General features: G+C 63.0%; 15 protein-coding genes. 1 reads left to right on the top strand and 14 read right to left on the bottom strand.

Annotated features, from left to right (window positions below):
* Window positions 1-2 precede the first annotated feature (2 nt).
* From PspS35_RS10590 to inhA, 11 genes are all read right to left on the bottom strand, one after another.
* Window positions 3-1331: a beta-galactosidase gene (locus PspS35_RS10590; RefSeq protein ID WP_159934189.1), complete on the bottom strand. Its 1329-nt coding sequence runs from the start codon at window positions 1329-1331 to the stop codon at window positions 3-5.
* Window positions 1321-2511 (bottom strand): glycosyltransferase, encoded by a 1191-nt coding sequence (locus PspS35_RS10595; protein ID WP_159934191.1) that lies wholly within the window; start codon window positions 2509-2511, stop codon window positions 1321-1323. Before PspS35_RS10595 ends, PspS35_RS10590 begins: the two co-directional genes overlap by 11 nt.
* Entirely contained in the window at window positions 2511-4502 is a 1992-nt protein-coding gene (locus PspS35_RS10600; RefSeq protein WP_159934193.1) for an exopolysaccharide transport family protein, read from the bottom strand. Before PspS35_RS10600 ends, PspS35_RS10595 begins: the two co-directional genes overlap by 1 nt.
* Before the next feature lie 14 nt (window positions 4503-4516).
* On the bottom strand, window positions 4517-5293 hold the full coding sequence (locus tag PspS35_RS10605; protein ID WP_159934195.1) for a polysaccharide biosynthesis/export family protein: 777 nt from the start codon (window positions 5291-5293) through the stop codon (window positions 4517-4519).
* A gap of 29 nt (window positions 5294-5322) precedes the next feature.
* Window positions 5323-6234 carry a glycosyltransferase family 2 protein gene (locus PspS35_RS10610; RefSeq protein WP_159934197.1) on the bottom strand — a complete coding sequence of 304 codons (912 nt, stop codon included), beginning with the start codon at window positions 6232-6234 and terminating at the stop codon, window positions 5323-5325.
* Between the two features lies 1 nt (window position 6235).
* Window positions 6236-7696 (bottom strand): mannose-1-phosphate guanylyltransferase/mannose-6-phosphate isomerase, encoded by a 1461-nt coding sequence (locus PspS35_RS10615; RefSeq protein ID WP_159934199.1) that lies wholly within the window; start codon window positions 7694-7696, stop codon window positions 6236-6238.
* Complete coding sequence (locus PspS35_RS10620) at window positions 7696-9135, bottom strand: undecaprenyl-phosphate glucose phosphotransferase (protein ID WP_159934201.1); 1440 nt, start codon at window positions 9133-9135, stop codon at window positions 7696-7698. Before PspS35_RS10620 ends, PspS35_RS10615 begins: the two co-directional genes overlap by 1 nt.
* A 430-nt stretch (window positions 9136-9565) precedes the next feature.
* Complete coding sequence (locus PspS35_RS10625) at window positions 9566-12052, bottom strand: TonB-dependent siderophore receptor (RefSeq protein WP_159934203.1); 2487 nt, start codon at window positions 12050-12052, stop codon at window positions 9566-9568.
* A gap of 105 nt (window positions 12053-12157) precedes the next feature.
* Complete coding sequence (locus tag PspS35_RS10630) at window positions 12158-13108, bottom strand: FecR domain-containing protein (protein ID WP_159934205.1); 951 nt, start codon at window positions 13106-13108, stop codon at window positions 12158-12160.
* The gene (locus PspS35_RS10635) at window positions 13095-13610 is read right to left on the bottom strand and encodes a sigma-70 family RNA polymerase sigma factor (protein ID WP_159934207.1); all 516 of its coding nucleotides are present in this window, start codon (window positions 13608-13610) and stop codon (window positions 13095-13097) included. The genes PspS35_RS10630 and PspS35_RS10635 overlap by 14 nt, the downstream gene beginning before the upstream one ends.
* A gap of 212 nt (window positions 13611-13822) precedes the next feature.
* The gene (inhA, locus tag PspS35_RS10640; protein ID WP_159934209.1) at window positions 13823-14503 is read right to left on the bottom strand and encodes an isonitrile hydratase; all 681 of its coding nucleotides are present in this window, start codon (window positions 14501-14503) and stop codon (window positions 13823-13825) included.
* Between the two features lie 90 nt (window positions 14504-14593).
* Here inhA and PspS35_RS10645 point away from each other — a divergent pair, with 90 nt between their 5' ends.
* The gene (locus PspS35_RS10645; protein WP_159934211.1) at window positions 14594-15562 is read left to right on the top strand and encodes a GlxA family transcriptional regulator; all 969 of its coding nucleotides are present in this window, start codon (window positions 14594-14596) and stop codon (window positions 15560-15562) included.
* Between the two features lie 167 nt (window positions 15563-15729).
* On the opposite strand, the gene PspS35_RS10650 is transcribed toward PspS35_RS10645, so the two are convergent.
* From PspS35_RS10650 to PspS35_RS10660, 3 genes are all read right to left on the bottom strand, one after another.
* Window positions 15730-16635 (bottom strand): alpha/beta hydrolase, encoded by a 906-nt coding sequence (locus PspS35_RS10650; protein WP_159934213.1) that lies wholly within the window; start codon window positions 16633-16635, stop codon window positions 15730-15732.
* A gap of 115 nt (window positions 16636-16750) precedes the next feature.
* Complete coding sequence (locus PspS35_RS10655; RefSeq protein WP_159934215.1) at window positions 16751-18577, bottom strand: glycoside hydrolase family 15 protein; 1827 nt, start codon at window positions 18575-18577, stop codon at window positions 16751-16753.
* A complete protein-coding gene (locus PspS35_RS10660; RefSeq protein ID WP_159934217.1) occupies window positions 18570-19370 on the bottom strand; it encodes a glucose 1-dehydrogenase in 801 nt (266 codons plus the stop codon). Before PspS35_RS10660 ends, PspS35_RS10655 begins: the two co-directional genes overlap by 8 nt.
* Window positions 19371-19464: the final 94 nt, after the last annotated feature.

Genomic DNA, 19464 nt, shown 5'->3' on the forward strand with positions numbered 1-19464 from the left:
ACTCACTCCCATAACAGAATTTGCAGGTTCGGCTTGACCGCGACGGTCAACCCGTTGGTGCCGCTCACCGGGGTTTGCGTGCCGCGCAGCGGGTCGTACAGGGTTGCGCTGGCCAAGCCTGGCAAGTGCGCGTCGCCGCCTTGGGCCGACCAGAAAAACCACAGCTTGCGCCCGTCGGTGCGGGTCCAACCGATGCTGAACAAGCCGTCGGGCAACTGGTCGGCCGTCGGCGGATCACCGGGGGTGAGCTTGGGCCCGCTGACGTCAAGGAAATTTTTCAGCGCGGTGTAGACCGGCTTGGGGTTGGTGTCGATGTCCAGCAAACCGTAGGACTGGTCACGCACGCTGGCGCGTTGGTCCAGATCGCTCAAGGTAAACAGGAAGATCTTGTCGTAATCGAGCGCGCTCATCAGCGCCAGGCGGCGCACCACGTAATCGGCCTGGGCTTGTGGGGTGATGATGTCCTGGGCGTCTTTGGGGCCGGTGTAGGTCGACCAGCCCCATTCGGTGCTCCACAGGGTTTGCACGCCGCCGTTGCGCAGGGCCTGGTTGAGCGCGGTGGTCTTGGCGATAAAGTCGAGGTTGGCCGGGTCGTTGCCTTCGGGCAATTGGGTGTAGGGATGGTAGGCGATGATGGTGTTCAGGCTGGCCACGCCGAGGGCGCCAAGGGCGTCGAACATGGTCTGGCCGTTGGGCATTTCGCTGAAAAATGCCATACCGGCAGCGACCACCGGTTTGCCCGGGCTCACCGCCCGCAGCGCGGCGGCGGTGGTAGTCAGCAGCGTGGCGTAGCCAGCCGGGTCCGCCACCGGGCGCCAGAAACCCAGCAGGTTCGGTTCATTCCACACCTGCCAGGCGTCGACGCTGGGGTAGCGCTGGGCGAGCAGCGCCATGCGGTTGGCGAACACGTTCGGGTCTTTCGGCGGGTACTGGTCCTGATAGGGCGCACCCACCGGCGCCGTAGTGGCAAACGGCGCTGAACCGACCAGGTAGAACACCGATTTGAGTTGATTGTCCTGCAGCTTGCCCACCAGTTGATCCAGGGTCGCGACCTGGTACTGGCCCTCCACCGGTTCCAACTGGTCCCAGTGCAGGTCCAGGCGTACCCACTCCAAGCCCAGCGCCTTGAGACGGTCGATCTGCTTCTGGTAACGCTCGGGGCTGAACCACAGGAACTGTGCGTTCACCCCCAGGAAATCCTTCCACACCACCTCTTTGGTGCCCTTGAGCACATGGCTTTCGGCATCCGCCGGGCGCCCCCACAAAAACGCAGTCAGGCCTAGGGCGGCGACCACGGCCAGCGTAGCGAAGTAGGTGCGTTTACGCGCCATAGCGGGTTCCTCTAATGGCATCGCCAAACAGTTCGGCGAACTTCTGCGCGGTCAACGGCCACAAGCGCTCACGGCCGATTTCACCGGCGCGTTCGGCCCAGTCCCGGGCCAACATCGGCGTGCGTGCCAGGCGCAGCAGTTGCTCGCTGAGCGCGGCCACATCGCCTTCGGGGTAGATTGCGCCGTTGCCGCTGGCGACCTCCTCGGCGAAGGCGCGCGCATCGGAGGTAATCGCTCCGCGCCCACAGGCTGCGGCCCAGGACAGCGCGCCACTGGTGCCACGCTGACGCCCGAGCAGGCCAAGTTTTTTCGATTCGCGATAGGGCAGCACCATCACATGGTGCGCCTGGATGGTCTGGGCGATCTCGTCGGCCGGCAGGTTCAGCCGCCAGTCGATGGCGTCCGCCAGGCCGAGTTCGGCGATCTGGCTATTTAACTGCTCCAGGTAATCGCCGCCCGCACCAAACGCCATTTCGGCGGCGGTACCACCGGCCAGGGTCAGGCGCACGCGGTCACGCAATTGGGGCGCTTGCTTGAACACGGCGGCGAGGGCCTGCAGCAGGTCCTCGATGCCTTTGCCCCGGTAGATAAACCCGAAGTACAGCAGGTGCAGGGTGTCCAGCGGCGGCAGCGGTACGGGTGGGATGGCCAGGTTGGCATGGTTGATCACCGCAACTTTGCCCGCCGGCAGTTGCATGCGCTGGCCCAGGCACTCGGCGCCGAGGCGGGTGAGGGTGATCAGCCGCGTCAGGCCTTTAGCGACCTGGCGCTCTTCACGCAGGGTCAGCGGGTCGGCCAGCACGACCGCCGCCTGGGGCAGCGGGCTGGGCAGGCGTTGCAGCAGGTTCAACGGGAACGGCAGTTGCTCGCGCCGCCACACAATCCGTTCCGGGTCATGCACGGTGGCGGTCAAGGGCAATGCCGGGTAGGCCTTGCGCAGCTCACGCAGGGCCAGAAACTCGCCCAGCCGGCCGCCGCCCAGCTCGGCGTGGACCAAGTCCACACTTTGCCAATCAAACCCACCGATAGCCTGCTTGATCGCCTCGCTATTGCCCGCTACACCGGTCAACGGTGTCAGGACCGTTACGCCGAGGTGTTCAAGGGCCGTGCGGAAATGGTTCGCGTAGTCGGCGATCCCGTTTTTTTCCGGCGGCAACGGGGCGAGCAGGGCGATGCGCATCAGAACGCCCTCTGGTACTTGGCAATAGTCTTGAGCACCTTGGCCGGCACTTCGAACTTACGCCGGTTGATGATGATGCCGTCCACCTTGCCGAACGCTGTGTTGAGGATCGACAGCGCGTGCTCGACCACAGGCACCGTGCTCTTATTTGCTTCCACCACCAAGGCGATCAGGTCGGCGCGGCGCAGGTTGATAAACGCATCGCGGTTATCCAGCAACGCCGACGCGTCCAGCAGCACCACTTCGCTCGGCTTGGCAGGTTCGGCCCCGCCGATACGCACGCTGATGTCGTTTTCCTCAAGCAACTGGCGCAGGTGTTCGACCACAAACGTCACCCCTTCGCCATGACGCGCCGAGGTCAGCCCCAGGGTCATGCCGTGCTCGGCAATCCGGTCCAACTGCAGCAGACCGTACAGGCGGTAGATGCTCGCATTGAACGCGTTGGTGCCTTGGGCGGTGCTGGTGTCCAACTCTGGCAGGGTGGTCCACAGCGGCAGGCCGAACTTGCGTTCCACCAAACCACCGTCGTGAATACGCTGGTCGAGCAGGTAGCACAGGTAGATCACCAGCAGGCCGACGACGATGGCAAACGGGATCGCCAACAGCAGCATCACCAGGGTTTTCGGGAAGATGCGGCCGGGGTTCAGGGTGGCCTCTTCGATCACCGCGATGTTGCTGATCTGGCTGTTATCCAGCTCACGGTCGATGCGCGATTTTTCCAGGTTGTCCACGTACAGCGCGTAGTTGCGTTCGGCGGTGCTCAGCTCGCGGCCCAGGCGGGTCAACTCCGGTTCGATCTCCAGGGCTTGCTTGCGCTGGGCTTCAAGGTTGGCCAGTTGCTTTTGCTGCTGGACCAGTTGCGTGCGCAACGCCAGGTTGTTACTCGTTTCATCCAGCAGCACTCGCTGCAAGTGGATTTCCAAGGTGTTGGGCGCACGGTTTTCCGAACTCTGCACCGTGTTGCTTTCACTGGCGACATGGGCCTGCATGGCGCGGATCGACGCGTCCAGCGCTTTGACCGGCGGCGCAGTGTCGGTGTAAGTACGCAACATGTCGGCCTTTTCCAGCAGCTTCTGGTTGAGCAGGCGACGCAGGTCCTGCTGCTGCGGGTTCAGTGCGATCTGGCGCACCGTGGTCACTTCCTTGGGCTGGGTCTTGAGCTGGGTGCGGGTGCTCGCAATGGCGCTGTCGGAAGAGGCGATCAGGCGCGTGGTGTTGAACGTCTCGCCGCGCAAGACGTTGATGCGCTCGGACAAGTCTTCCAGGCGATCAGTGATGCTGGCCGCGCCGATCTCATTGAGGTGTGTGAGGATCTGTTCCTTGAAGCCCTTGATCTCGGTGGCGCTGGTGGACACCTGGCCTTCATAGAACACATACAGGCTCTTGCGCCCCAAGGCCTGGGTGCGTTCGTTGATGTAGGTTTCGACCCAACTCTTGACCACCGCCTGGGCGATTTCCGGGTCGCCCCAAGTGAAGCTGATGTCCATCACCGTTGACCCGGCCGCGTGGCTAACTTCGAAGTTCTTCTCCAGGCTGGCGGCCAAGCGTTCGACCGGCGTGGTTTTTTCAACGATGCCCACCGTTTCCAGGACCACGCGCAGGCCGTCGAAAACGCCGCCGACTGCACTTTTGACGTAATACTTGGTGCGCTTCAAAAAGCCCTCGGGCGGCGGCTGATTGGCAATCGCTTCCAGGTAGTGCTCGGCCACGGTCCGCACGATAGGGCGCCCGGTCAGCAGGCGCTCTTCATCGACAATCGGGTCGCGCTGGGTGCTGGGCATTACCAGCGCCTGGCGGTTGCTGATTTCGATGGGCAGGGTCGAATCGCGCCCCGGCTTGACCAGCAGGCGCGCGGTGGATTCGTACTTGGCCGGCAGCAAGAAAGCTCCCAGCAGTATGATCACCAACGCGGCAAGGGCGGCCAGCTTGAACTCGTGCCGGAAGATGAAGAACAGGCGTAGCAGATCACGAAAAGAACGGATCTCGATCATGGGATGTCGCTCCTTTAGTTATTGCCGCCGCTGGTGCGTGTGTAGTTGTAGCCAACGCCAATCGACTTGGTGAACGGGATCAGTTGGTTCATGTAGGTATCCACTCCCTGGATGCGCTCACCCACGTTGGACTTGGGCACGAACACCACATCACCGCGTTGCAGATGCACCGGTTTGCGCCCGTTGGGGCCGGTCTTGAGCAACTGGCTGAAGTCCAGGAAGTAGGCGCGATAGGCGCCCTGGGCATCCTCGCGCAGCAGCGCGACCATGCTGGCATTGCCCGCCGGGCTCACCCCGCCGGCGCCGATAATCGCCTGTTCCAACGTGTTGGCCGTGGCGATCTGCACCGCTGTCGGGTTGTTCACCGCGCCGCCGACGATCACCGAGTTGCCAGGTGCCTGGTTGATGTTCACCGTCACCCGCGGCTCGCGGTAGGTGGGCGTGAGTTTGTGGGTCAGTTCGTTGGCCAGTTCCGATGGCTGGCGCCCCGCCACCTGGATCGGCCCCAGGAACGGGTAGTTGATCTTGCCGTCGGTCTGCACGGTGTACAGCGTCAACTCGTAGATGGTACTGACGTTGAACGCCGACAGCGTCGGCATCTCGCCGGCATCACGCACGATGCGCAACTGGTCGCCGATACGGATGCGTTCCACCGCCGGTGGCAACTGGGCCAGTTGGTCGAGGGCGCGCTTGCCGTCCTCGACGGTCTGGCTGTCGGGCGGCACGATGCGCGCCGGGGTATTGCAGGCGGCCAGGGCGATCATAGCAACCACGAGAACGGTTCGTTTCATCAAGGGGGACTTCCTGTGGGTCATGATGCTCACCTCCAATAACCGGGAAACATGCTGATGCGCCGCTTTAGGGCCAGGGGCAGGCGGCGCTCAAGATGGCCCAGGCGGTAGCCAAGCAATTTGAACGCGCTGCGCACCAGAACCTCGGGCACACGGTGCAAGGCGCCGGCCTTGCGCAAGGCCGCAAGTTCGGCCAATACGTAGCGTTTGCCTTCGCCACCCGCGTCACCGAAGGCCTGCTTGATCCACGGCTCGCGGCCGTAGAACACGCCGATATCGAAGTAGCGGTGAAACTCGTCCATGAGTTTGTAATCGTGGGAGTGATGCACCCGCGCCGTGGCGGCGTAGCGCACCTTGTAGCCTTCGAGCAGCATGCGTGCGGCGACGTAGGCGTCTTCGCTGCCGATCACGTCGGCGGGGAACCCCCCCACCGCTTGCAGCACGCTGCGCCGGTACACGGAAAACGAGTCGGAGCTAAAGCAGGTCTTGATGCCCAATGTGGGCGCGTCGGCCAGGCTCTTGCTGCGGCTGTGCTCCGGGTAGTTGAAATGCCGCGATTGCGCACCCAGCACGCCGGCGTCGGGATGGGGCAATTGGCGCCCGTAGGCGACGCCGTTGAGTGGGTCCTGCTGCAACTCGGCGAGCAGGTTGGCGAAGGTTTCGGGCGTGGCGGGAATGGCGTCCTGGGTCATCACGATCAACGCGTCGCCGCTCACCTGCTCGCTGGCCCAGCGCCGGGTGCCGCCGTGGTTGAAGTCACGGGCGTCGATCACTTCGACCCGCGCGCCGAATGCGCGAAAGCGCGCCACGGTGTCATCGCTGGAGGCGCTGTCCACCACCAGCATCTCGTCCGGTTGCAGGGTTTGCATTTTCAGCGCTGGCAGCAGGCGCGCCAGATGGCTGGAGGCGTTACGGGTCGGGATGATCAGTGAGGTGCGCATATCACTTTTTCACTTCGGCAGGGGCGCGGCCGTAGATGTCGTCGAAGCGCACGATGTCGTCTTCGCCCAGGTATTCGCCGCTCTGCACCTCGATCATCACCAGGTCGATGATGCCGGGGTTGGTCAGCCGGTGTTTGTGGCCAGCCGGAATGTAGGTGGACTCGTTGGCGTTGATCAGAAACTCACGTTCGCCATTGGTGATCTGCGCCGCACCGCTGACCACCACCCAGTGCTCGCTGCGGTGGTGGTGCATCTGCAAGGACAGGGACGCCTGGGGCTTGACCACGATGCGCTTGATTTTGAAGCGGCTGCTTTCCTCCAGCACGGTGTAGGTGCCCCACGGCCGGGTGACGGTGCGGTGCAGGCTGTACGCCGGATGGTTCTGACGCTTGAGCTCGGCAACGATGTGGCGCACGTCCTGGCTGCGCTGCGCGTCGGCGATCAGCAAGGCGTCTGGGGTGTCGACGATGATCAGGTCGCGCACGCCCACCGCGCCCAATACGCGCTTGGGCGAGTCGATGTAGCAATTGTGCACGTCATGCAAAATCGCTTCGCCATTGACCTGGTTGCCATGGGCGTCGCTGGGGGTGAGCTGGCGCAGGGCCTCCCACGAGCCGATGTCGCTCCAGCCGATGTTGCACGGCACCACCGCCACCTGCCGGGACTTCTCCATCAATGCCACGTCGATGGAAATGTCCGGCGCGCTGGCGAAGGCATCCGCGTCCAGCTCACGCTGGCGCGAGGTGTTGTTTTGCAGGCTCTGGCTGTGCGCCAGCGCGGCGCGTGCGGCTTCCAGCACGTGCGGGGCATGGGCGGCCAGTTCGTCCACCAGGGTACTGGCCTTGAAGCAGAACATGCCGGCGTTCCACAGGTGCTTGCCGCCGTCGAGGTAGCCTTGGGCGGTGGCCAGGTCGGGTTTTTCGACAAAGCGTTTGACCCGGTTGCCAGGGCCCAGTGGCTCACCTTGTTCGATGTAGCCAAAGCCGGTTTCGGGGTGGTCGGGCTGGATACCGAAGGTCACCAGGTAGCCGGCTTCGGCCAGGTCGCGGGCTTGGGTCACTGCCTCGGCGAACGCGGCTTCATTGAGGATCAAATGATCGGCGGGCAGCACCAGTAGCTGCGCGTCGCCGCCGAAATGTTCCTGCACATGCAACGCCGCCACGGCGATGGCCGCCGCCGTGTTGCGGCCGAACGGTTCCAGCAGCAGGTCCAGGGGCAGGTGGGCGCTGTTGACCGGCCGATAGTCATCCAGGGTGCGAAACAGCAGGTCGCGGTTGGTCACCGTCAGCACGCTTTCCACTCCAGGCAATTTGGCTGCGCGCTGGAAGGTTTTTTGCAGCAGGCTCTGGCCGTCACGCATGCGCATGAAGGGCTTGGGCATGTTCTGTCGCGACACCGGCCACAACCGCGTGCCCGACCCACCGGAAATGATGCAGGGAATTAATCCGTTGAGGGTATTCATCAATAGACTTCCTTGGTGGAAAGGACGGCTGGGACCGTCATGAAGACGATGTACAAGTCAAACCACACCGACCACTTGGCGATGTACTCCAGGTCGTATTCGACGCGTTTCTGGATCTTGAACAGGGTGTCGGTTTCCCCGCGATACCCATTGATCTGTGCCCAGCCGGTGATGCCCGGTTTCACGCGGTGCCGCGAGCTGTATTCGCTCACCGCCACCTCGAACGGGATGCCCGCCGCCTTGGTCGCCGTCGCGTGGGGGCGCGGGCCGACCATGGACATGTTGCCCAGCAGCACGTTGAACAGTTGTGGCAGTTCGTCGATGCTGGTTTTGCGGATGATGCGGCCCACCCGCGTAATGCGCGGGTCTTGGCGGGTGGTCTGGCGTTCGGCGGTGAAGTCGCTCTGGTCGGTGTACATCGAGCGGAACTTGAACACGCGGATTTCGTTGTCGTTGTAGCCGTAGCGGTTCTGGCGGAACAGCACCGGGCCCTTGGAATCGAGCTTGATCGCAATCGCCGTGGCCACCATTACCGGCGACAGGCACACCAGTGCCAGGCTGGCGAGGAAGCAATCCTCCAGGCGCTTGATCACCGGCGACCAGCCGCGCAACGGCAGTTGCGAGGTGTTGAACATCAAGATGCCGCCCACATCCGTGATCTTGCTGTGGCCGTAGCGCAGCGCAGCCATGTCCGGCACCAGCATCACATTTACCGACATCTGCCGCAGGCGATTGACCAACCCGTGGATGCGCTGCTCGGCGGCCCAGGGCAGGCAGATCATGACTTGGTTGACCTGCTCGGCACGGATCAGTTGTTCCAGGTCGCGCGTGTTGCCCAGCAAGGGCAGGTTGCTCAGCTCCTTGGGGATGCGCTCGGTGCGGTCGTCGACAAAACCGATCAGGCCGGAACGGATATCACCATTGCGTTGCAGGTGGTCGGCCACATGCACGGCAGTGTCGGTAAAGCCCAGGATCACCGTGCGTTGCAGGTATTTGCCCTTGCGCATCAGGTTGCGATACAGGCGCAGCATCAGCAGGCGCTCAAGGCAGAACAGCCCCAGGCTGGCGAAGTACCATGCCACCAGGTTGCGCGGGGTCAACTGGGGGAAAAACTGCAGGATCTGGTACATGAACAACAGGATGCAAAACGCCGCCGACCAGGCCTTGACCTTGGTTTTCAGGCGTAGCCGGTTGCTAAACAGTTCTTCGGAATAGATGCCCAGGGCCTGGAACAGGATGATCGTCAGGACCGCGAAAAACACCAGCAGCCCCAAGAAGTGGGCGCGCAGATCAGGGGCCATCGGGTCGATGAAAATCACCAGGACCAGCGCGGGCAAAATGGCACTCAGGCCATGTATGAACTTGACGAAAACAACAAAAAACTCAACAAACCCGGCACGCGTTAAAAACAGGCTGTCGACGGACGACTTCTCTCGCATAAAACATCCCTCATTGCACTCCAGAGGCTGTTGTCCACAGACGTGTTCAATAAAGCAGTTGGCTGCCTAAGAGCACATGTCGAACTACGGCTACGCTGGGTAATACGCAACTATCGATTCAAAGGGGGCTATCCATTTGAAGGGATTTTGCGGGGGTAGCGACTAAAGGAGTGTTCCCTTTCCAGGCTTGTCAATTAATTGACGATGGTGCGGATTGTGCATTCTAGGCGGGTTAATTAGTTTTTCTTTCGGCATTTTATTGACATTCCTTGTCCAGACACTCGGCGTGGGGGTGTGTTTTTGAGTGTAGGAACAAATGTGGGATTTTTCCTGTTTAACGGAAAAACCTTTTCTGAAGGCGGTAAGAAAGGGGGACAAAAGAGGCGGTGGCAGGTGCACTAAGTGCCCTGCCACAAGGGGGTTGGCGGGATTAGAAGTTGCCTTTCAAACTCACCGTAAAATTACGCGGTTCGCCATAAAAGTTGCCCCAGGAGGCGGTACCGACGGTGCTGTAATAGTTTTTATCAAACAGGTTATTGCCGTTGAGCGCCACGGTCCATGTGTCGTCCACGCGGTACGCCAGGCGAGCGTTCCATGTCGCGTAACCGGCCTGTTCCAGCTTGATGGTCTGCACGCGATAGTTGCTGCTCTGGGCGTTGACCCCGGTGCCGACGCTCCATTTCGAGAGTGCACCGTCGAGCTGGTAATCGCCCCATAGGCGCAGCATGTGGCGGGGCACATAGGTATTGGAAACGCCGCCGTCCTTTGCGACGTCGATGTCATTGAGCGCCTTGGTCTGGGTATAGGTGTAGCCGCCGAACAGTTGCAGGCGCTCAAGGGCTTCACCGCTGATTTCGGCCTCCACGCCTTGGGCGCGTACCTTGCCTTTGTCGGTGTAGCAATAGCCATCGACGGAGGTCGCGCATTGGGTGAGGTAGTCGGATTGAGCCGCGTTTTTTTCAATGGCGCGAAACAGCGCCAGGGAACTGTTGAGGCGCCCGTCGAACCATTCGCCCTTGATGCCCAGCTCGTAGTTGTCACCGACCTTCGGTTTGAGCGCGGCACCGTCGACGGTGGCGTAGGAACTTTGTGGCTGGAAGATATCCGCGTAGCTGGCGTACACCGACAGGTGCTCGTTGAGGTCGTAGATCAGCGCCGCAAACGGCGTGACCTCACCGGTTTCCGTGGTGCGCGCATCCTGCACCGCCCATTCGCCCCAGGCCAGGTTATTGGACTGGCGACGGTTCTCGTACCAGCTCACGCGGCTGCCCACGATCAGCATCAATGGTTCGGCCAGGCGCAGGCGCAAGGTGGCGTAGGTGCCGTATTGGGTGGCGGTCTCCTTGACCGTGCCGCCGCGGTACATGTTCGGCCAGAAACTGCTGTTGGCCGGTTCCGGGAAGTGGCGGTTGGGGGCGTAGGTGCTCTGGCGCATCGACAGACTTTGGATCGCGTACACGTCATCCTGGGTGCCACGGCTGCCGTTGGCGCCCAGTATCAGTTCGTGCTCAAGGCCGAACGCTTCGAACTTGCCGTCGACGTAGGCGTCGAGGCCAAAATCCTTGTGATCGTAATTCATCAACGCGGCGTAGGAGCCGGCTGTGGGTGCCGGGTCGCCATAGGCAATGGTGCCTTCACTGGCGGCATACTTGGTGTCCTGCAGGTTGCGGCTGTGTACGGCCGATACCTTGAGTTTCCAGTCATCGTTGAATTGATGGGTCAGGTCGGCGAAGAGCGTGGTGCGTCGGCTTTGCCAGTCGTTCCAGGACTGGCCCAGGCATGTGGAACGGCTGAGGTTGGCGTTTTTGCCATCGGCATAGCGCGGCAGGCCGCCCCAGCACGGGGTGGCATCGACATCCTCGTAGCTGGCGCCCACGCCGACGGTGGTGTCGGCGTTGAGGTCAATATCCAGCGCGCCGTAGAACGCTTGGTCCTGGCGCTTTTGAATGTCCATGTACGAGCCGCGATCCTGCTGGCTGATCGCCGCACGGCCGCGCACAGTGCCGCTGTCATTCAACGGGCCGCCGGTGTCGACCTCGGCACGGTAGTTGTCCCAGGTGCCGGCGGACAGCGACAGGCTGGTGGTGGGCTTGGCCTGGGGTCGTTTGCGCACGAAGTTCACCGCGCCGCTGGCGGTACCGGCGCCCTTGAGCATCCCGGCAGCGCCCTTGAGCACTTCCACCCGGTCGTAGATCGCCATGTTGGCGCTGAAACTGTCGGCTTGGACGTAGTCCTTGCCCATGTCCAGCGGCACGCCGTCGTACTGGTACTGGCCGAGCATCTTGAAGCCACGGGAATAGAAATACTTGCCGCCCATGGGCGATTCGTAGGTGGTGATCCCCGGCGTACGTTCCATCACGTCATCGATGGTGGTGAGGTTCTGGTCATCCATCAGTTGGCGGGTCAGCACGCTGACCGACTGCGGTGTTTCCCGCAGGCTGTGCTCGCCTTTGCCGATGGTGACAGCGCCGGTGGTGTAGGAACCGGTGCCGTCGGTGAGGGCACCCAAGCGTTCGCCGGTGACCATCGTGGCGCCCAGATTGAGCGCGCCGGTATCGGCCACTTGCGGCAGCAGCAGCCAGGTACTGTCGCCCTGGCGCTGAGCTTGCAGGCCTTGGCCGCGCAGCAACTGGCCGAGGGCCTGCTCAGGGTCGAAGCGGCCGCTCAGGCCTGGGCTGGTCTTGCCGGTGAGGCTGGTGGCGTCGTAGGACAGGCTGATGCCGGCCTGGCGGGCGAACTGGTCCAGCGCAGTGGCCAGGGAACCGGCGGCAATGTTCCAATCGCGGGCCTGGGTGTCACTGGCTGGGGTTTGAGCCATCACCGCCAATGGCACGGCCGCGCCGCTCAGGCAGGCGCCGAACAGGACGGCCTGCACCGCGCGCTTTAGGGGAGAACGTTGGGAGGGGAACGCTTGCATGACCGCGGGATGCTCCTGAGGGAAGTGAACAGAACCGGCCTGTTGATCGGCCTTTCCTTACAGGTCGAGCGGCAATGCGAATTCACCTCATTTATTTTTGAAAGTTTATGCACGCGATGACACGGTCACCCAATAACGGCTGCGGTAGGTCACATCGACCTTCAGGGATTGCGCGACCAAGGTCAGCACTTGATCGGTGTCGCTTAACTGATAGGTGCCCGACACGCGCAAGCTGGCCACCGCTTCGCTGCAACGTAGCAAGCCGTTTCGATAGCGGCCCAACTCGGCAAGGAAGTCATCCAGGCGCATGTTGTGGGCGCTGATCACGCCGTCGCTCCAGGCCCACGGGTCCAGGCCGTTGGCGCGGGGAGGGCGGATGCCGCTGCGGTCGAACAGCACCTGTTCGCCTGGCTTGATCAATTGCCGTGCGCTGGCGTCATGGCGGTCGGCAAACAGCGCCACAGTGCCCTGTTGCACGGCGAGCAAGGTGCCTTGGGGGGCCTCACGCACCAGGAAACGAGTACCGAGGGCGCGCAGGTAGCCGTCGCGGGTCTGCACCCAGAAAGGTCGGCTGTCGGCGCCGGTATTTACCAGTATTTCACCCCGGCGCAGGTGCACCAGGCGCCGCTCCTGATTGAACGCCGTATCGAAGGCACTGGCGCTGTTGAGTTGCACCTGGCTGCCGTCGTTCAGGGCCACCCAGCGCCGTTCGCCGGTTGCGGTGTGGTAGTCGGCCACCAGGGCCGGCAGCGGGGTGTAGTCGCGGCCGAGCCAGGTCAGGCCGGCTGCACCGGCCACCAGGCCCAGCAGTTTCAGGCCTTCACGGCGGCTGATGCGCTGGCGTGCTCCGTGCAGGGCGTGGCGCCCGACCTGTGGGGGCAGTTGCGTGAAGTCATCATTCATCGTCGCCACCCGTTGCCACACCTGCTGGTGCTCGGCACTGGTGTGCAGCCAGCGCTCGAACGCCGCGGTGCTGGCGTCGTCGGCGGTGTTGAAGCGCAACGTGATCATCCACTGGATAGCCTGGTCGACCAGGTGCGGGTCATGCCTCGGCATAGCGCAACCGATAACAGGCGTGCAGCGCCTTGGACAGGTCACGCTCCACGGTAGCCTTGGACACGCCCAGGCGCTGGGCGATTTGCGCGCAGGTCAAGCCATCCAGTTGGGCCAGCAGGAAGGCTTCACGCACGCGTGGCTTGAGCTGGTCGAGCAGACGGTCGATACGTTCCAGGCTGTCGAGAATCAGCCGTCGGGTTTCTTCCGAAGGCACGTCGGCCTGGGGGAAATGCGCCATGCTTTCGAGGTAGGCGCGCTCCAGTTCACGGCGCCGGTAGTGGTCGATCATCAGGCTGCGCGCAATGCTGCTCAGGTAAGCGCGCGGCTGCTGCAAGGCTTGCTGCTTGCGCGCATTGAGCAGGCGCACGAAGGTTTCCTGAGCCAGGTCGGCGGCATGTTCACGGCAACCGGTGCGCCGGCTCAACCAGCCGCGCAGCCAGGAATGGTGGGCGTGGTACAGCTGGCCGATGGCGGCATGGTCCAGTGGGTGATCGCTCGACATGGGCATCCTGGCGCAGCAGTCTTAATTGATAATGTTTCGCATTCTAGACGCTGGCCGAGGCAATGAGCAATCATCGTTGTCGTGAAGTGGGAGACGCCTTCGCCGGGCGACGCGGTTAAAGATGGGGGCGGGCTTGCTCGTGAATACGCGGTGTCAGTCAACGCAAAGGCTGAATGCCAGGCCATCGCGAGCAAGCCCCTTTGCACAGGGTCTCAGCCCAACCGCGCAGCCGCCCGTACGGTGATCTCACCGCGCACCCGGCGCGATTCCACGGTGCGTTTTTTCGCTTCTTCGAGCACATGTGCAGGTGCCGTCTGCGGGCTGCCGGACTCGAACGGCGGCGCCGGCGCGTATTCGATCTGCAATTGCACCAGTTGCGCCGCGGCTTCGCTGTACAGCTCTGCCGCCAGGACCAGCGCGAAATCGATGCCTGCGGTGATACCGCCACCGGTGAACAAGTTGCCGTCACGCACCACACGCTCCTGCACCGGGATGGCGCCGAGCGGGGCGAGCATGTCGTGGTAGGCCCAGTGGGTGGTGGCCTTGCGACCGCGCAGCAAGCCCGCCGCGCCGAGGACCAGCGAGCCGGTGCACACCGAGGTCACGTAGCGCGCGGTCTGGGCCTGGGCCTTGAGGAAGTCCAGCGTTGCCGGGTCTTCCATCAGTGCGCCAACCCCGGAGCCGCCCGGCACGCACAGCACATCCAGGGTGGGGCAGTCGGCGTAGGTCGTGGTCGGGGTGAACACCAGGCCGGTGCTGGAAGTGACTGGCGCGAGGTCTTTCCACACCAGGTGCAACTTCACGTCCGGCAGTGAGCCCAGCACGTCATAGGGGCCGGTCAGGTCCAGTTGCTGGATGCCGGGAAACAACACAAAGCCGATCTGCAAGGTCATCAAGGATGCTCCGATAAAGGGGTGGACGGCTTCACTTTAGGGGCCTAGGCTTTGGCGAATACGCCATTGAACCCACATATCACGCCAATCATGCCTAGAATCGTCCACGTCCTCGCTTTTGATAACGCCCAGGTGCTCGACGTGACCGGGCCGCTGCAAGTGTTCGCCTCGGCCAACGACTTGGCCCGCCAGCGTGGCCTGCCGTTGCCATACGCCGTGTCGGTGATCGCCGCCCAATGCGAGCCGGTGATGACGTCTGCGGGCCTGGCCCTGGTGGCCGAGCCGTTGCCCGCCGCCGATGCGCCGTGCGACACCCTGGTGATCGCCGGTGGCTGGGGGGTGTATGGCGCTGCCGAAGACCTGACACTGGTGGACTGGGTGCGGGAAAAGGCCCGGCACACCCGACGCATGACCTCGGTGTGTACCGGCGCCTTTTTGCTGGCCGCCAGCGGCATGCTTGACGGCTGCCGCGTGGCCACGCACTGGACGCGCTGCGAAGAACTGGCGCGCAAGTTTCCGGCGCTGACGGTGGAGTCCAATCCGATCTTTATCCAGCAAGGCGCCCTGTGGACGTCGGCGGGTGTCACCGCTGGCATCGACCTGTGCCTGGCCTTGGTCGAAGAAGATCTGGGCGGCGCGGTCGCGCTGGAAGTGGCGCGGCACCTGGTGGTATTCCTCAAGCGCCCCGGCGGCCAGTCGCAGTTCAGCGTTACGCTGTCCCTGCAAAAAGGTGACAACCGTTTCGCTGAGCTGCATGCCTGGATGGCCGAAAACCTCACCCTGGAGTTGAACATCCCGACCCTGGCCGCCCAGGTCGGTATGAGCGAGCGCAGCTTCGTGCGCCACTACCGCGCCGAAACCGGGGAGACTCCCGCGCGTGCCGTCGAGTTGATTCGCGTCGAAACCGCCCGCCGGCAGTTGGCAGAGAGCAATGCCTCGATCAAACGCGTTGCCGTGCAATGCGGTTTTGGCTGTGAAGAAACCCTGCGCCGCAGCTTCCTGCGGGCGTTGTCGGTGACGCCCCAGGCCTACCGCGAACGCTTTTGCCCGCTGGCCTGAACGAAAACGTACACAGTTGAACCAAGGTGCTATGTTGGCCTCACTACCTTGCGCGGTGAGTTCTTTCGCCTGCACCGCTACTCCCTCCGCCCCCCGGCGTGATGTTGCTCATGAACCCATTACCTGCGACCAGCGCCGTCCCTCTGCGGGACGATTGCGGCGGCGTCCTAAGCCCTGTCGAGTAGCTCGATGATCGCGGCCACGGTCGCCTGCGGTGCTTCCTGGGGAATATTGTGGCCCACGCCGGGCAACACCTGGCGTCGGTAGAAACCGCTGAAGTGTTCCACATCGTCGTCTTCTGCGGGCGGCGGGCCTACGCCGTCATCGACGCCGCACAACGAAATGCTCGGCACCGAGATCGCCGGCTGCAGCGCCAGCGCCTGCTCGATGGCTTCCAGCGCCGGATCCCCAGGCGCGTACATAAAGCGGTGGCGATACGAGTGAATCACCACCTCGACAAAATCCGGGTTATCGAACGACGGCGCCGTCTGCCCATACAGCCCCGGCCCCTCGGCCCAGGACGGCGACCACAACGACCACAGCAGCGCGCAGAGTTCGCGGCGGTTGGCGGTCAGGCCATCGACACCGCGCTGGGTGTGAAAGTAATACTGGTACCACAACCTGTGCTCCGTCACCGGCGCCCGAGGCGTGAGGGACTTGGCAATGTCCTGGATGTTGTAGCCATCCCCCGTCACCAACCCGCGCACCCGCTGCGGCCATAGTGCGGCAACGATACACGCGGCGCGCCCGCCCCAGTCATAACCGGCCAGCGTGGCCTGCGCGATACCCAACGCATCCATGAACTCCAGCAGGTCCTTGGCCAGCGCCGCCTGCTGCCCGGAACGCATGACCTGCGCGTTGATGAATCGCGTCGTGCCGTACCCACGCAGGTACGGCACCAATACCCGGTAGCCGCGCTCGGCGAGCACGGGCGCAATCGCGTCATAAGCACGCGGGTCGTAAGGGAAGCCATGCAGCAGGATCACCGGCTCGCCGCCGGCGGGGCCGTGGGCTTCGTAGGCGATGTCGAGCACGCAGGTTTGAACGTGAAGCAAGGGGGCGGTCAGGGTCATGGTGAACTCGGTGGTTGGCCAGCGTTAGCACATTTGAAGCACAGCAAGTTCCTTGTGGTGAGCGATGCGTCAGCCTTTAAGTGTGTGCAGAGCACAGCGCCTTACCGGCCACCTCTTATGGTTGCCACACCGTTTTTTCCCCACTCAACTTGCGGTCCAGAAACGTCGCGGCGCTGATCAGCGCCAAATGGCTCAGCGCCTGGGGCGTGTTGCCCAGATGCCGTGCCTGGCTGTCGAACTCCTCGGCGTACAAGCCCAGTGGGTTGGCGTAGCGCAGCAATTGTTCGAATTCCAGGTGGGCTTTTTCCACTTGCCCGGCGCGGGCCAGGCATTCGACGTACCAGAACGAGCAGGCGGCAAACGCGCCTTCGGTGCCTTGCAGGCCATCGATCTGGCTGTCGTCGTTGCGGTAACGGTAGACCATCCCGTCGCGCACCAGGCTTTTCTGGATCGCTTGCAGGGTGCTCAACCAACGCGGGTCGGTGGCGGCGACGAAGCGCACCAATGGCATCAGCAGCATCGAGCCGTCCAGTGCCGTGCTGGCGATGTGCTGCACAAAGTGCCCGCGTTCTTCGTTCCAGAAGTTGCTCCAGATATCGGCGTAGATCGCCTGGCGCGTCTGGTCCCAGCGCGCAAAGGGCGCCGGCAGCGAGCGCTTGGAGGCCAGGCGGATCGCGCGGTCCAGGGCCACCCAGCACATCAGCCGCGAATGCAGGAAGTGGTGTTGTTCGCCGCGCATTTCCCAGATACCCACGTCTTTCTGGTTCCAGATTTCGCAGACCTGATCGACCACTTCCACCGTGTGCTTCCAGCCCTCATGGGAGATGGCTTCACCGTACTTGTTGACCAGGTACACCGCGTCCATCAACTCGCCGTAAATATCCAGCTGGATCTGGTCGACCGCTTCATTGCCGATGCGCACCGGTCTGGCGCCACCGTGGCCGCTGAGGTGGTCCAGTTCGGTTTCGGGCAGCTTCTGGCGGCCGTCGATGCCGTAGAGGATGTTGATTTTGGTCGGCTGGCCGCAGCAGTCGCTGACCCGGCCCTTGAGCCAGCGCATATAGGCATTGGCTTCCTCGACAAAACCCAGGCGCATAAAGGCGTAGACGGTAAACGAGGCGTCGCGGATCCAGGTGTAGCGGTAGTCCCAGTTGCGCTCGCCGCCAGGCGATTCCGGCAGGCCGAAGGTGGCGGCGGCGATGATTGCGCCGTGTTTGCGGGAGGTCAACAGCTTCAGCGCCAGGGCCGAGCGGTTGACCATTTCGCGCCAGCGTCCCCGGTAGTTCGATTGCGCGATCCAACCGCGCCAGAACTTCAAGGTGTGGGCCAGCGCCAGGTCGGTACAGCGGCTGTCGACACGTTCATCGTCCTGGCCGCCGAGGACAAATTCGGCGCCTTCGTCCTGAGTCAGGGTAAAGCTCGCCACGGCAGCGTTGCCGTCGAGTTGTAGCGGGCGGCTACTGGACAGGCGCAGCCCCGGTTGGCCATCGGCGTTGAAGCACACCGTGCCGTTATCGACGGTGGCGTGGGTGGCGGCGCGCGCATAGTCATGGCGCACCACGCAGCGCAGTTGAAGGTTGGCCGTACCGCTGACCACGCGCACCCGGCGAATCAACAGCGGCAGGTCGTCGATGTCTTCGCTGATGGACAACAGGTCAGTGATCTCCACCACGGCTTCATCGCTCAGCCAGCGGGTTTGCAGCACGTTGGTGTCCGGCAGGTAGATCTGTTCACGACGGGCGTTGGGCAGGTCCGGGGTGAGTTGGAAGGTGCCGGCGTCGGGGGTGTCGAGCAGCGAGCAAAAGATCGACGGGCTGTCGAATTCCGGCCAGCAGAAAAAATCGATACTGCCTTTGTTGTTCACCAAGGCCGCGCTGCGCATATCGCCGATGATGCCGTGGGCATCGATGGCACTCTGGGGTTCGTTGTTCAAATCAACCATTGTCACGAAACTCCGGGTAAAGGCTCATACCGCCATCAATGAACAAGGTGCTGCCCACCACATAATCGGACGCATCGCTGGCCAGCCAGACGACGGCGTTGGCCACGTCTTCCACCTCACCGACCCGGCCATACGGGATCAACTTGAGCAGCTCCTTTTGCGCGCTGCCTTCGGTGGCGGCGCGATTGATCGCGGTGCGAATCGCCCCTGGCGCAACCCCATTGATGCGGATGCGCTGCTCGCTGACTTCCTGGGCGAGGCTGCGCATCAGCATCTCCACACCGCCCTTGGACGCGGCGTAGTTCACATGCCCGGCCCACGGGATCAATTGATGCACCGAGCTCATGTGGATGATTTTGCCGGCGGCCCGTGACACGCCTTGCCGAATGCCCTGGCGCTTGAAAATGCGCACGGCAGCACGGGCGCAGAGGAACTGGCCGGTGAGGTTGACGCCGATTACGCGGTTCCAGTCGTCCAGGGTCATGTCGACCACGGCGGCATCTTTTTGCAGGCCAGAGTTGGCTACCAGAATGTCCAGATGCCCGAAGGCATCCAGTGTCTGGGCAAACAGCCGCTCTACATCGGCTTCTTGGGACACGTCGGCGCCAATGGCGACTGCCCGGCCACCGTTGGCATTGATCTGCGCCGCCAGGGCTTGGGCTGGGGCAGCCTGGCGATTGTAGTTCAACACCACGGCGGCCCCGGCCTGCGCCAGGGCCTTCGCCGCGCCAGCGCCGATGCCGGAACTGGCGCCCGTCACCAGTGCCACTTGTTGCTCCAACGAGATCTGCATTGCCCACCCGACCTTAAATTCGTGAGTTCACGTCAGCTGACTGATGGCGCGCGACGGAAGTTCAGCCGTGTGTTTTTGATGACTACAACCATGG

Origin of the sequence: Pseudomonas sp. S35 (assembly GCF_009866765.1) — a bacterium.
GTDB lineage: Bacteria > Pseudomonadota > Gammaproteobacteria > Pseudomonadales > Pseudomonadaceae > Aquipseudomonas.

Excerpts from the sequence above, each read along its gene's own strand:
- PspS35_RS10590 (WP_159934189.1), bottom strand. The coding sequence starts at position 1,331 with ATGGCGCGTAAACGCACCTACTTCGCTACGCTGGCCGTGGTCGCCGCC.
- PspS35_RS10595 (WP_159934191.1), bottom strand. The coding sequence starts at position 2,511 with ATGCGCATCGCCCTGCTCGCCCCGTTGCCGCCGGAAAAAAACGGGATC.
- PspS35_RS10600 (WP_159934193.1), bottom strand. The coding sequence starts at position 4,502 with ATGATCGAGATCCGTTCTTTTCGTGATCTGCTACGCCTGTTCTTCATC.
- PspS35_RS10605 (WP_159934195.1), bottom strand. The coding sequence starts at position 5,293 with ATGAAACGAACCGTTCTCGTGGTTGCTATGATCGCCCTGGCCGCCTGC.
- PspS35_RS10610 (WP_159934197.1), bottom strand. The coding sequence starts at position 6,234 with ATGCGCACCTCACTGATCATCCCGACCCGTAACGCCTCCAGCCATCTG.
- PspS35_RS10615 (WP_159934199.1), bottom strand. The coding sequence starts at position 7,696 with ATGAATACCCTCAACGGATTAATTCCCTGCATCATTTCCGGTGGGTCG.
- PspS35_RS10620 (WP_159934201.1), bottom strand. The coding sequence starts at position 9,135 with ATGCGAGAGAAGTCGTCCGTCGACAGCCTGTTTTTAACGCGTGCCGGG.
- PspS35_RS10625 (WP_159934203.1), bottom strand. The coding sequence starts at position 12,052 with ATGCAAGCGTTCCCCTCCCAACGTTCTCCCCTAAAGCGCGCGGTGCAG.
- PspS35_RS10630 (WP_159934205.1), bottom strand. The coding sequence starts at position 13,108 with ATGCCGAGGCATGACCCGCACCTGGTCGACCAGGCTATCCAGTGGATG.
- PspS35_RS10635 (WP_159934207.1), bottom strand. The coding sequence starts at position 13,610 with ATGTCGAGCGATCACCCACTGGACCATGCCGCCATCGGCCAGCTGTAC.
- inhA (WP_159934209.1), bottom strand. The coding sequence starts at position 14,503 with ATGACCTTGCAGATCGGCTTTGTGTTGTTTCCCGGCATCCAGCAACTG.
- PspS35_RS10645 (WP_159934211.1), top strand. The coding sequence starts at position 14,594 with ATGCCTAGAATCGTCCACGTCCTCGCTTTTGATAACGCCCAGGTGCTC.
- PspS35_RS10650 (WP_159934213.1), bottom strand. The coding sequence starts at position 16,635 with ATGACCCTGACCGCCCCCTTGCTTCACGTTCAAACCTGCGTGCTCGAC.
- PspS35_RS10655 (WP_159934215.1), bottom strand. The coding sequence starts at position 18,577 with ATGGTTGATTTGAACAACGAACCCCAGAGTGCCATCGATGCCCACGGC.
- PspS35_RS10660 (WP_159934217.1), bottom strand. The coding sequence starts at position 19,370 with ATGCAGATCTCGTTGGAGCAACAAGTGGCACTGGTGACGGGCGCCAGT.